Genomic DNA, 12854 nt, shown 5'->3' on the forward strand with positions numbered 1-12854 from the left:
ACTGTCATCTGTGAAATGAAAAGCCCTCGGTGACGAGGGCTTTTTTGTGCAGCTATTGCACCAGTTGGTTGATCTCGATGATCGGCAACAGCACCGCCATCACGATCACCAGCACCACCGCGCCCATCACCACGATCATCAGTGGCTCCAGCAGTGCGGTCATGCCCATCGCCCGGCGCTCGATATCGCGGGACAGTGTCTGCGCGGCGCGATCGAGCATAGGCGGCAGCGAGCCGGTCTTTTCGCCGCTGGCTATCAGGTGGATCAGCAGGGGCGGAAATACTTTTTCCGCCGCCAGCGCCGTGGCCAGGCTGACGCCTTCGCGCACCTTGGCAGTGGCGTCGTTGACGCACTGGCTCAGGCAGTCGTTGGACAAGGTCTGGCGTGCCGCTTCCAGTGCACGCAACAGCGGCACCCCGGCGCCGCCGAGAATCGCCAGTGTCGAGGCAAACCGTGCGGTATTGAGCCCGAGTACAAAACGCCCGATCAGCGGCAGGCGCAACACGCGACGATGCCAACCCAGACGCGCCAGCGGGTTGCGCAGGTACACACGCCAGCCCCAGAAACCCGCGATCAAAGCACTGAGGCACAGCCAACCCCAACCGCGAATGAAATCACTGGCATTGAGCATCGCCAATGTCAGCCCGGGCAAGTCCTGGCGCGCCTGGGAAAACGCACTGACCACCTGGGGCACCACGTAGCTGAGCAGGAAGATCACGATGGCGATCGAGACCAGCCCTACCACTCCAGGATAGATAAACGCGGTGAGGATTTTACTGCGCAGGTTATTGCGTTCTTCGATGTAGTCGGCCAACCGCTCCATCACCTGGGCGAGGTCGCCGGACTCCTCTCCCGCCGCAATCAGCGCGCGGTAGATCTCCGGAAAGTCCCGTGGCCGCGCGGCCAAGGCATCCGCCAGGCGCATGCCGCTGCGTACATCGGCACGCACCGCACTCAGGGCCTGGACGATGTGTTTGCGCTCGGCTTGTTCCACCGTGGCACTCAACGCGGCCTCCAGTGGCAGGCTGGCGCTGAGCAGGCTCGCCAGTTGCCGCGTGGCCCAGGCCAGGTCGTTGTCCGACAGCTTGGCGCTGAACAGGCCCGCGCCAGCCCCTGAGGCCGTATTTTGCTCAAGGTGCACCGACAAGGCCGTCAAGCCACGCCGGCGCAGAATCCCGAACGCCTCGCGCTGACTGTCGGCTTCCAGGTGTCCGCTCTCGATCTTGCCCATGGCGTCGGCGGCTTCGAAACGGTAGCGATTCATCAGGCGTCCCGTGTCACGCGGAGCACTTCTTCGGGTGCCGTCACGCCGCTGTTGACCCAGCGTTCGCCATCCTCACGCATGCTGCACATACCGGCGCTGCGGGCTGCGGCCCTGAGCGCCTGCTCACCGGCGCCCTGGTGAATCAGCGCGCGAATCGCGTCGTCAATGCAGAACAGTTCATGAATGCCGGTGCGACCGCTGTAGCCGGTGTGGTTACACGCCAAACACCCGAGTGGACGCCAGGTGCCCGGGCTGGCCGGGTCTTCTTCCTTGCATTGCGGGCAGAGACGACGCACAAGGCGTTGCGCCAGAACCCCAAGCATTGAAGACGCCAGCAAAAACGGCTCGACGCCCATGTCCAGCAGGCGGTTGACGGCGGATACCGCGTCGTTGGTGTGCAACGTAGCGAGTACCAAATGCCCGGTGAGCGAAGCCTGCACCGCGATTTGCGCGGTCTCCAGGTCGCGGATTTCACCGATCATGATGATGTCCGGGTCCTGGCGCAGGATCGCCCGCAGGGCCAGGCCGAAGGTCATGTCGATCTTGGCATTGACCTGGATCTGGCTGATGCCCGGCAGGTCGTATTCCACCGGGTCTTCCACGGTGAGGATATTGCTGGTACTCGCATCCAGCCGCGCCAGGGCGGCGTACAGGCTGGTGGTCTTGCCGCTGCCCGTGGGCCCGGTGACCAGCACGATGCCGTGGGGCTGGCGAATCAAGGTATCGAGCCTGGTCAGTACCGAGGGCGCCATGCCGAGGGTCTCCAGTTGCAGCCGCCCGGCCTGCTTGTCCAGCAGGCGCATCACCACGCGCTCGCCATGCCCGGTGGGCACGGTCGACACACGAATATCAATCGGCCGACCCGCCACGCGCAAGGCGATACGACCGTCCTGGGGCAAGCGTTTTTCGGCGATGTCGAGCTGGGCCATGATCTTGATCCGCGACACCAGCGCGCCATGCAGCGCCTTGCGCGGCGACACCACATCCCGCAACGTGCCGTCGACGCGGTAGCGCACCACGGAGTGGGTTTCATAGGGCTCGATATGGATATCACTGGCCTCGTCCCGCGCGGCCTGGGTGAGCAAGGCGTTGATCATACGGATCACCGGCGCGCCGTCCTGGGTGTCGAGCAGGTCGGTGATCTCGGGCATGTCCTGCATCAGGCGGTCGAGGTCGACCTCGTTTTCCGCCGCACCCACCACAGCGGCGGCGCTGCCCGTATCGGCATAAGCACTGGCGAGGAGGCCGTCGAGTTCGTCGTCGCGTACCTGCTCGAGGTGGGCCTGGCCGAACTGGCGCCGTACTTCGCTGATGGACCAACCGGGGGTGGAGGGACAGACGGTGAGCAGCATGCCGTCGGCGCCGGGGCGCAGGAGGATGCGTTGGGATTTGGCCCAGGCGTAGGGCAACAGACTCATACCCCTCTCCCGCAGGAATACATCGCCCCTCCCACATTTGGTCCTGCGTACAACAGGCTCACGGTCGTGCACCTACAGGCACCGCCCGAATCACCGCCCTCGGCCCCTGCTGCTGCCCGTCCGGAATCCCCTTCTCCACCACCGGCAACTGCGGCGCCTGCACATCCGGCATCGCCCAGCTGTGTTCCGGCTGGGAATGGCCCTGGGCACGGCGCATGTAGTCATAGCGGTTCAGGGTGATCGCGCGCCCGGCACCACTGTCGCGGATGATATACGGGCGCAGGAACACCATCAGGTTGGTCTTGGTGACCGCCCGGCGCTCATTGCGAAACAGCACACCCAGCCCCGGAATGCTCGACAGCCACGGCACGGCTTCATTGCTCTGGCTGTAACCGTCCTGGAGCAGGCCGCCGAGGACCATGATCTGCCCGTCGTCGAGCAAAATACTGGTGTCGATCGCGCGCTTGTTGGTGACGATGCCGGCCGACGCGGCGCTGCTGGACGCGCGCTCATCGATGCTGCTGACTTCCTGGTAAATATCGAGTTTGACCGTGCCACCCTCAGAGATTTGTGGGCGCACATTCAGCTTCAAGCCGACCTCTTCACGGGTGACCGTCTGGAACGGATTATTGCTGGTACCGCCGCCACCGGTCACGTAGCTGCCACTGACAAACGGAATAGTCTGGCCCACAAAAATACTGGCCGCCTCGTTATCCAGGGTCAGCAGGTTCGGCGTCGACAGGACGTTGCTGCCGCCTTTGCTTTTAAGCGCGCGGGCCAACACCTTGAGGTCCATGACCTTGCCAATGCCGGGCACATCCACGGTACCGTTGATAAAGCCGAGGCTGAGCCCGCCGGGCAGCACGTCAACGCTGGTCTTGCCATTCAGGTTGAACCCCGCGCCGCCCAGGTTAGTGCCGCCAATCACGCCTTTGCCGGCCAGGTCGCCGCTCTGCCACTGCACGCCGAACTCATTGGCATCGTCCTCGCCGACTTCAACGATAAGGCTTTCAATCACCACTTGGGCGCGGCGCTGGTCGAGCATGTCGATGACTTCACGCAGGTTGCGGTACAGCGGCTCCGGGGCAGAAATCAGCAAGGTGTTGGTGGTCGAGTCGGCCTGGAGGGTCACGCCACCGGCGGTGAAGGCGACGTTTTGCTCACTCGTTTGCCCGCCGGGCTGGCTGCTCGAGCTGCCGGTCGTCTGCGCCGACTCATTGGCGCTGGTGGTACTGCCTTGGCCACTGCCCTGCCCGGTCTGGCTGCCGGAGATATTGGCACCCATTGTGCTGAGGGCCGACCGCGCATTGTCACCGCCACCGCTGTCGCTTTCACCGGTCAGCAAACCGCGTAACGACTGCGCCAGTTTCGCGGCCTGGGCGTTGCGCAGGTACACCACGTGCAAATTGCTTGGGTTGGCTTGGGCGTTATCCAGCTTGTAGATCAGGTTACGCGCCAACTCGGTTCGCTCCGGGCTGCCGGCACGAATCACGATCGCGTTGGAGCGCGGGTCGCCCACCACCGTGATTTTCTGCGTCGGATCGCTGCCCGGCTGCTCCAGCAGTTGCGAGACCATCTCGGCGATATCCACGGCGATCCCGTTTTGAACCTGCACCACGTCGGTGTCGATGGCGCTCGGGGTATCGATACCGTCGATAAGCTGCGCCACCCGCGCCAGGTTCTCGGCGTAGTCGGTGACAACGATGGTGTTGTTGCCCGGATAGGCGTTGATCGGGTTGTTCGGCGAAACGATCGGGCGCAGCACCGGGATCAGATTCACCGCGTTTTCGTATTGCAGGCGGAAGGTGCGCGTGAGCATGCCGCTGCCGCCCGGCTTGTCAGCACTGTAGATCGGCCCGCCGAGCAGCTTGGCATCGGCCTCGGGCACCACGTGCGCGATACCTCCCACATCCACCACGCTGAAGCCCTGCATGCGCAGTGCCGCCAGCAGCATGTCGTAGGCCTGATGCGACGGCACCTGCCCTTCGGAAACCAGCGTGAGGGAGCCCTTGACGCGCGGGTCGACCAGGAACTGCTGCCCCGTCGCACGGGACAACGCCCGCACCACGGCTTGAATGTCGGCTTCGACGAAATTCAGCGTGACCGGTTGATCGCCCAAGGGTTTGTTCGGCGCCACGCCGCTGTGATCGGCACCGCCGCCACGTGCGGGGTGGGTAACCTTGTGCAAGGGCCGCGACTGCCGTTCGATTTGCACTTGCGCACGCTGCCGGTCTACCAAGGCATCGCCGCTGCGCTGGGTGGTGGCCAGGGGCAGGCCGAGCTCACTGTCCTGGGGTAAATCCGCCGTGGGCTGCGCGCTGCACGCCCCCAGTGCGAGCAACAGAAACGGCGCAGCCGTGCGTACATAATGGGAACCTGACCACTTCATGATGCTTCCTTAGCTCCGTGCATCCGATCCATACGGACGGTTCCTGTGAGAGTGCCTGCCGTGTTGTCGGCCGAGGCTTCGCCGGCGCGTTGCAAACGGGCCTCCACCACGTCCAGCGAAAATTGCCTTGGGTCACTCAATAACCAGCCGAGCACCGCATCGGCGGGGGCCGCGTCCAGTGTCAGTTGCCAGGACAGATCCTGGGCCTGCAACCGGTAGTGTCCCGCCAGGCCGGCGGCGTCGAGGGATTGCCGCAATGAGTGCTCAAGGTCCAGCCCGACAGGCGTGGTGACCTCGCGAAGCAACAGCGCCAGTGCCTGGCTCTGGGCGCGCAGCTTCGGGGTTTCGACTTGCCAATAGTCAATGTTCTTAAGCGCTGGCTGGATCAGCGACAGCCAGACCAACAGGCCGGCGAGAAAAACCGCCGCACCGCTGAGCATGGTTTTTTCCCGCGGAGCCAACGCTTTCCAGCGTCCGTTGAAGGCCATCAGCCGCGGATTATTCATCGTCGTTTTCCACGCTGGAATCACCCTCTCCCGACGCGGGTTCGGCCATCGCACTCAGCGTCCAGATGCGCTCGTTGCGGTGGGCGGAAAGTCCCGCCTGGCTCAGCGCAGCCTGTACAGCGCCGTCGGCAGCGGGAGTGGCTTCGGCGGTCATCTGCAGCTGCAACTGGCGCTCGCTGAAGGTCAGCTGCTGGACGCTGCCAGCCATGAACGGCAGCGCCATGGCGGCTTGCTGCACCAGGTAAGCAAAGTCGTGATTGAGCTGCGCGGGCCCGCCCCCTTGCCGGATCGCCAACTGCTGGCGAGCCTGTTGCAGAGGGTTGAGAATCACCGGCAACTCGGGAAATGCGTGCTTCACGCGCTGGCTCATTTGCTGCTTGAGCTGCTGCCCTTGCGCAACTTCGCGGGCGGCGTAAAGGTTGAGCCCGGCCACCCAGACACCCACGGCCAACGCACAACAGCCCAACGCCCGCCCCCAACCGGCCGCCGGTGCAGTGCGCCGGCCGACCCCGGCGTGCAATCCCCAGCCAGGGGCAGCGCCGTTCCAGCGCTGGTGGTCCACGGGCCACAGCACACTTTCGCCGCTGGCGGCGAGCGCTTCCAGACGGTCCTTAACCAACGGTTCCACCGCCCCATGGGCGAGGGTGAAGCGCAGCAGCAACTGGCCCTCTACCACACACCCATTGACCTGCCCGGCCGCTGGCACGGCTAAGCGGTAAGGCGCCGGATACAGGCCGCCCAGCTTCAATCCGTGCAGGCCAAGCAACTGACCGAGGCGATCCAGTACAGCCTTGGGCGACCAGCTCAGGTGCACCTGTCCATCGGCATCGCGAGCGCTGTGCGCCACATGCATCTGCTCGCTGGGCCCCAGGATCAACGCCTGCGCAGCGCAGGTAACGGCCGCATCGATACGGGACGCTGACAGCGGCGGTAGCTCGATGCGAGTAAGTACCGTGTCCATGGGGTGAAGGAAACACTCGACGGCCTGAGACTTGGCCTGTTGTCCCAGCTGGCCAAGGGTGCTGATGCCGGTATGGCTGACGCGCCCCTTGCGGTCCAGTTGCGCGAACTCAAGCTCGGTGTCCGACGTCAAGGACTCCAGCGGCGGCAAGGCAAGGCGCAGGCGCGTCATACGCCCAGCCTCGACCAGATCACCCTGGGCATTGCGTCTTCCGGACGATGCAGCAGCGCAGCCAGGTGCACACGGCGCTGGTTGCGACGGGCCTGCCCCTGGAGCAGGAACCACTCACTGGTGATCCCGACGTTGAGGTGATCCACGTTCAGGTTGGGCAATCGCGCACGGTTAACGAAGTCGCCGCGGTTGATAAACCACTGGCCGCGATCGCGCTCGGCGACCAACGCCTTGGCCTGCGCCCAGGACAAACCCGGCACCACCGCGGCCAGCACCTCAGCGCTGGCCGTATTGCCGTTGACCCAGGTGTTGACCGGAAGAATGCTGACGTAACGCTCGAGCCGCGCCAGGACCCGCTCATTGAGGCCTTCGATACCGCGTAATTGATCAAGACTGCGCAGCATCGGCTGGGTGGCGGGTAATGGCGGGGGTGGCTGCCCCACTGTTGAGGCAACCGGCCTATGTGGGTAGGCTGCAATCACGCGTTGGCTGATGCGCTGCGCCAGGCGGGCCTCGACACCGATCATCTCGCACAACCGCTCAAAGCTGCGCATCTGCCCGAGATCAACAGACTCTTGGGCGATTAAATTGCGCAGGTTGAACTTGCCTTGCAGGTCCTCAAGGCGGCCTTCGAATTCGCCGTCCTGAGCGGTGTTGATCGGCCGGGCCCATGGCTGGTCAAGCCGCGTCAGCACATCCTGCTCACGGGCGTCCCGGAGCAATCGCCGGCTGACTTCCAGGCCGCCCAGCAGTGATGCACTGCCCTGCACTCGCGCCTGCTCGGCCTCAAGCGAACGGGTAAAAACGCTCTGGCGGGTGAGCATGCCGGCGGCGAACACAGCGACCACCGCCGCGATCAGCATCGCGCTGATAATCGCCATGCCGCGCTGTTTCGCCCCGGTGGGCGAGTGTGATTTCATGGCCGCGCTTAGAGCTGCCAGGATCCGATATCGGCATTCACACCGTCGCCATCAGGCTGTCCGTCGGCACCGAGGGAGAAGATGTCGACTTCGCCGTTCGCGCCGGGATTCAAGTAATGGTAAGGACGGCCCCAGGGGTCGTTGGGCAGGCGCTCCAGGTAAGAACGCCAGTTGGTATTTTTTGCATCTGCCGGGCGCTCGACCAGTACCTTGAGGCCCTGGTTCATGTTGGGATAGGTGCCGTGGTCGAGGCGATAAAGCTTGAGCGCCTGCATCAGGCCGGCGACGTCCTGCTTGGCCGCAATCGCCCTGGCCTGGTCCGGACGGTCCAGCACTTTAGGCACGACAATCGCCGCCAGAATGCCGAGGATGACCACCACCACCATGATCTCGATCAGCGTGAACCCTTGCTGAGCGTGGCGGGCGCGAGGCCCATATTTGATGCGCGCGAAATCCATATCCACCATCCTTGGCTCGATCCTAATTCGGCGCGCAGTGTAACAAAACTAACTATCTGGATAGCAAAAATAATTGGCCGCTGCCCGCGGCTCCCTGAGTGCTACTCTACGGCGTGTTTTTACGCCAAGAGTGACCCATGGAGCTGTCGCGCAAGGAGCAGGGTTTTACATTGATCGAGGTGCTCGTGGCCTTGGCGATCATTGCCGTGGCGATGGCGGCGGCGGTCCGCGTTGCAGGCTTGATGACCCAGAGCAATGGGTTGCTGCGCGACCGCTCGATGGCGCTGCTGTCGGCCCAGGGCAGGCTCGCCGAACTGCGCCTGGAGGGACGCCTGCCCAGGGGGCACAAAGCGTTTGACTGTGATCAGGGCCGCTTGCTGTTGCGTTGCGAACAGAGCATCGCACCGAGCGCCGATGGACGCCTGATGCGCGTCACCCTGCTGGTGTCGGAGCGCAAGCGCGAGGCGCCGCCGCTGGCGCGGGTGGAAACGCTGCTCAACCCGCCGAAGGCAACGCCCCAATGAGCGTTCAGGGTCGGGTCAAGCGCGGTAGCACCACCGAGTCCGGCAGCGTGCTGACCTTGATGCGGGTGTGCTGCGTGCCCCGCTCAATCACTACTGCATCGCCCTCGATCGCCGCCAGGCGCACACCCTGGGCCAATGACTCGCCCACCCGAAAACTGCGCGGCGGCCCCTCGTTCAGGCTCAGGATCGCCACCGCCCCGCGCGCGCCGGCCATCAGGCCGGAGACCTTGATGTCCACCACCGCCGGCTGGTTGGAAAACCACTGCAACGCCGGTGTATCCGGGCGAGCGGCCAAAACCGGCGGCTCGACCGGCGGCACCTGGGACTCGGCCGACGTCAGCAACACGGAAGACCAGACCAGCACCCCCGCGAGCGCCGCGGCCAATGCCACTGCCTGCACCACTCGCGGCGCGGTCAAACGAAAAATAGCGACCAAGACAAAACCTCCTTGTTGTCCTGCCGGGCAGTCTACAGGAGAGACCCACGACGAAGGAGCGTTGTGTCATGACCAAGGCCAATCAACAAGGCTTCACCCTGATCGAATTAATGGTGGTGCTGGTGATCATCGGCATCGCCTCGGCGGCGATCAGCCTGAGCATCAAACCCGACCCGTTGCAATTGCTGCGCAAGGACGCCAACCGCGTGGTCCAGATGCTGCAGATCGCCCAGGCCGAAGCCCGGGCCGACGGCCGCCCCATCACGTGGCGGGCCGACACTAAAGGGTTTCGCTTCAGTCGGCGCCACGAGTCTGGCCAGGGCTGGGATCACTTCATGAGCGACCCGCAACTGCGTCCCCGTGCCTGGGAAACCCCCTCGATGAGCGTGCGGGTAACCCCCAGGCAATCGGTGGTGCTGAATGCCGAATGGTTTGCCTCGCCCTTGCAACTGCAGCTTTCGGATGGCCAGCACCGCCTCGACATTCAACGCACGGCGACCGGCCAGATACGCGTGGCAAATGCACCATGAAAACTCACCAGCGCGGCTTTACCCTCATTGAAGTCATGGTGGCGATCATGCTGATGTCCATTGTCAGCCTGATTGCCTGGCGCGGCCTCGACAGCGTGAGCCGTGCCGACAGCCATCTGCAGGCCAGCACTGAACAAACCGAAGCGTTGTTGCGCACACTCAACCAGCTGGACCGCGACCTGGCCCTGCGCGCCAGCGTTGAACTGAGAACGCCAGCCTTGAACGATGACGAACAGCCCGACGGGCTCGCCGCAATCAGCGTTCGCAGCTCCGACCAGCATGATTTTCAACTGAACGTGATTCGTAATGCAGCCCTTCCCGAAAACGGTCTGCAACGGGTGCGCTGGTGGCTGGAGGGTGACACGCTGTACCGCGCCACATCAGCGGCCAGTGATCGATACCCGTTGCCTGCGCCCAAAAAAGCAGTGGCCGTCTTATCCGGTGTCAGCGACCTGCAAGTGCGCATCTGGGAAGCGGGCCAGGGCTGGCGTCAGCTGGCCGGCAACCGTAAAGCCGATCCCATCGGCCTGGAAATCAACCTGACCCGCCAGACGCCGCAGGGGGAAGAACGTTATCGGCAAGTGGTGGGGCCGCTGCAATAACCTCATCTTTTCAAAGCCGCTTCGCCTTCGCCAGCTCAGCGATCAGAAAATCCCTGAACGCCGAAACCGCCGCCGGTAGATTGCGCCCAGCCATGCTTTGCAGTTCGATGCGCCGCGCCTGCATGCCTTCATCAAGGATCGGCAAGCATTGCAACTGCTTGTCCGCCACCTGTTGGTGCAAGGTCATTTCGCTGGCCAGGCTGATGCCTCCCTCTTCACGGACGAAACTGTAGAGCGCGGCAACGTAATTGGTGGTCAATACCGGGTCGAACAACAACCCCTGGACGCCGCAACAGATGTCGAAGAGTTGCCGTATCGTAGTGTCGGCCTTGGGTAACGCAATGGGCCAGGGTTGCAACTCGGCGAGGTTGACAGACTCCCGCCCGGCCAAGGGATGGGCATTGGAGACCACGGCAAAAATCGCCCCGCTCAGGACATGCTCGACCTTGATTTCCTTTTGCGGCGTCAGGCTGAACGTCATCGCCAGGTCGGCTTCACCGGAGCGAACCTTCTCGGTCGCTTCAGCGGGCGCACAGACCTCCAACGTAAAATGAATGCCCTGATACTCACGCCTGAACGCGCTGATGCTCCTGGGCATGTATTCCAAGGCAAATCCTTCCGAACAGGCAACATGCACATGACCGCGCTGCAAGCCATGCAACTCGATAATTTCCAGCACCACCTGCTCGGCCTCAAGCTGCGACTTGCGCGCATAAGCCGCCAGTCGCGCCCCCGCCTCGCTGAGCACCATGCCGCGGGCACGACGCTCAAACAGGCTGGCATCCAGGGCCAACTCAAGCTTGGAAATTTGTCGACTCACCGCTGATGCCGCCACATTCAGCCGCATTGAGGCCTCGCTGATCGATCCGCATCGCGCGACCTCAAGAAAATAGCGCAGTGCCGTGGACTGCACGCCATACAGCTGCATCGGAGCCTCCAAGGATTGCCTTTTCGGCAAAGGAAGTATCGAAATATTGTGCTTGTGGCATTGATAGCCCTTCCCTACATTCGTGTCCAGACCAAAAAAAACAGCGCCCGACCTTTTCCTCCTCCTTCTACGCATTTGCGATTCGCTGCCCTTTGATTCAACCACTCTCGCCAACGGAGACGACGGCATGGGCATCAAAGGTTTCGCCTGCAGTATCGCGCTGATGGGCCTTATCAGCAGCTTTCCGGCACATGCCGGCAAAGCCAACGACACCCTGGTTTACGCTTCCGACAGCGAGCCTGAAAACATCAGCCCCTATCACAACGATTTACGCGAAGGCGTGATTCTCGGCCGGCTGATCTGGGACAACCTGATCTACCGCGATCCCAAAAGCGGCGAATACAAACCCATGCTGGCCACCAGCTGGAAGCAGGTCGACGACACCACCCTCGACTTTGAGCTGCGCAAGGGCGTCAAATTTCACAACGGCGACGCCTTCACCGCCGACGACGTGGTGTTCACCCTCAACTACGTGGTGTCGCCCGAAGCGAAAGTCGTTACCGTGCAAAACGTAGACTGGATCAAGGGCGCCGAAAAAACCGGTGACTACAGCGTCCGCTTGTATTTGAAGAAGCCTTTCCCGCCGGCACTGGAATACCTGTCCAACGCCGTTCCGATGTTTCCCAAGCAGTACTTCGAGAAGGTCGGCCTGGCCGAATTCAGTCGCAAGCCCATTGGCACCGGGCCGTATAAAGCCGTGTCGGTGGTGGCCGGCGAAGGCGTGACCATGGAGATCAACAAGGACTACTTCCCGGACAGCCCACAAGGCAAGCCCCATATCAGCCACCTCAAGTTCCGCGTGATCCCGGATGCAGAAACCCGTCTGGCCGAGTTGATGACCGACGGTGTCGACTGGACCTGGCGTGTGACCTCGGATCAGGCGGTCGACCTCAAGGGTATGCCGAACCTGACCGTGACCAGTGGCGAAACCATGCGCATCGGTTTCCTGATTCTTGATGCACGGGGCACCTCCACTGAAAACTCACCGATGAAGAACCTCAAGGTGCGCCAGGCCATCAACCATGCGATCAACCGCAATGCGCTGGCCACGCAATTGGTGGGGGGCGAAGCCAAGCCCTTGCAGGTTGCCTGTTATCCCGGTCAGTTCGGTTGCGATACCACTGCGGCCACGGTCTACGACTATGACCCCGCCAAGGCCAAGGCGCTGCTCGCCGAAGCCGGTTACCCAAATGGCTTCGAGACAGAAATCTTCGCTTATCGCGACCGTGATTACGTCGAAGCCATCATCGGCAACCTGCGCGCGGTGGGCATCAACGCCAAGCTGCGCTACTTGAAGTACGCCGCCCTGCGCGATCAGCAACGTGGCGGCAAGGTGCCCATGTCGTTTCAGGCCTGGGGCTCGTTCTCGATCCTCGACACCTCGGCGTCGGCCGGTACCTGGTTCAAGGGCAATCCGGACGACAATATCAAGGACCCACAAGTCCAGGGCTGGTTGCAGACCGCCGACAATGCCCTCGACCCGCAAGTGCGCAAGGACAACTACCGCAAGGCCTTGCAGCGCATCAGCGAGCAGGCCTACTGGGCGCCGCTGTTCAACTACTCGATGAACTACGCCTACACCTCGGAACTCGCGTTCACACCGTACCCGGATGAGCTGCCGCGTTTCGTCGAGTCCACGTGGAAGTAATACGTAACCGGGCGCACGGACTCTCGTGCGCCACGTACA

The 12854-nt window shown here is 62.9% G+C and carries 13 protein-coding genes; 4 read left to right on the plus strand and 9 right to left on the minus strand.

Annotated elements, in window-relative coordinates; genetic code table 11:
* Positions 1-52: 52 nt before the first annotated feature.
* From gspF to gspG, 7 genes are read right to left on the minus strand one after another with little or no spacing between them, the layout of a single operon-like run.
* Entirely contained in the window at positions 53-1264 is a 1212-nt protein-coding gene (gene gspF, locus AC07OP_RS16150) for a type II secretion system inner membrane protein GspF (protein ID WP_027603448.1), read from the minus strand.
* A complete protein-coding gene (gene gspE, locus AC07OP_RS16155; RefSeq protein ID WP_495101906.1) occupies positions 1264-2682 on the minus strand; it encodes a type II secretion system ATPase GspE in 1419 nt (472 codons plus the stop codon). The genes gspF and gspE overlap by 1 nt, the downstream gene beginning before the upstream one ends.
* 58 nt (positions 2683-2740) lie before the next feature.
* Positions 2741-5071 carry a type II secretion system secretin GspD gene (gspD, locus tag AC07OP_RS16160; RefSeq protein WP_495101905.1) on the minus strand — a complete coding sequence of 777 codons (2331 nt, stop codon included), beginning with the start codon at positions 5069-5071 and terminating at the stop codon, positions 2741-2743.
* Positions 5068-5577: a type II secretion system protein M gene (locus tag AC07OP_RS16165; protein WP_146477488.1), complete on the minus strand. Its 510-nt coding sequence runs from the start codon at positions 5575-5577 to the stop codon at positions 5068-5070. The genes gspD and AC07OP_RS16165 overlap by 4 nt, the downstream gene beginning before the upstream one ends.
* The gene (gspL, locus tag AC07OP_RS16170) at positions 5570-6709 is read right to left on the minus strand and encodes a type II secretion system protein GspL (RefSeq protein WP_495101904.1); all 1140 of its coding nucleotides are present in this window, start codon (positions 6707-6709) and stop codon (positions 5570-5572) included. Before gspL ends, AC07OP_RS16165 begins: the two co-directional genes overlap by 8 nt.
* Positions 6706-7629: a type II secretion system minor pseudopilin GspK gene (gene gspK / locus AC07OP_RS16175; RefSeq protein WP_027603443.1), complete on the minus strand. Its 924-nt coding sequence runs from the start codon at positions 7627-7629 to the stop codon at positions 6706-6708. The genes gspL and gspK overlap by 4 nt, the downstream gene beginning before the upstream one ends.
* Before the next feature lie 8 nt (positions 7630-7637).
* Positions 7638-8087, minus strand: coding sequence for a type II secretion system major pseudopilin GspG (gene gspG, locus AC07OP_RS16180; protein WP_027603442.1), 450 nt, complete (start codon positions 8085-8087; stop codon positions 7638-7640).
* Between the two features lie 137 nt (positions 8088-8224).
* Between gspG and gspI the strand changes: the two genes are divergently transcribed.
* Complete coding sequence (gene gspI, locus AC07OP_RS16185; RefSeq protein ID WP_027603441.1) at positions 8225-8611, plus strand: type II secretion system minor pseudopilin GspI; 387 nt, start codon at positions 8225-8227, stop codon at positions 8609-8611.
* A 4-nt stretch (positions 8612-8615) separates the two neighbouring features.
* On the opposite strand, the gene AC07OP_RS16190 is transcribed toward gspI, so the two are convergent.
* Complete coding sequence (locus AC07OP_RS16190; RefSeq protein WP_169899626.1) at positions 8616-9047, minus strand: type II secretion system protein N; 432 nt, start codon at positions 9045-9047, stop codon at positions 8616-8618.
* A gap of 68 nt (positions 9048-9115) precedes the next feature.
* On the opposite strand from AC07OP_RS16190, the gene gspH reads away from it, so the two are divergent.
* Both gspH and gspJ read left to right on the plus strand, forming a co-directional pair.
* Positions 9116-9577, plus strand: coding sequence for a type II secretion system minor pseudopilin GspH (gene gspH / locus AC07OP_RS16195; protein WP_027603439.1), 462 nt, complete (start codon positions 9116-9118; stop codon positions 9575-9577).
* Complete coding sequence (gspJ, locus tag AC07OP_RS16200; RefSeq protein ID WP_495101903.1) at positions 9574-10179, plus strand: type II secretion system minor pseudopilin GspJ; 606 nt, start codon at positions 9574-9576, stop codon at positions 10177-10179. The genes gspH and gspJ overlap by 4 nt, the downstream gene beginning before the upstream one ends.
* A gap of 10 nt (positions 10180-10189) precedes the next feature.
* Here gspJ and AC07OP_RS16205 read toward each other — a convergent pair whose 3' ends face one another.
* Complete coding sequence (locus tag AC07OP_RS16205; RefSeq protein ID WP_421534817.1) at positions 10190-11107, minus strand: LysR substrate-binding domain-containing protein; 918 nt, start codon at positions 11105-11107, stop codon at positions 10190-10192.
* A gap of 187 nt (positions 11108-11294) precedes the next feature.
* On the opposite strand from AC07OP_RS16205, the gene AC07OP_RS16210 reads away from it, so the two are divergent.
* On the plus strand, positions 11295-12815 hold the full coding sequence (locus AC07OP_RS16210) for an ABC transporter substrate-binding protein (protein WP_027603430.1): 1521 nt from the start codon (positions 11295-11297) through the stop codon (positions 12813-12815).
* Positions 12816-12854 lie beyond the last annotated feature (39 nt).

It is taken from the genome of Pseudomonas sp. GW821-FHT09D08 (assembly GCF_059416305.1).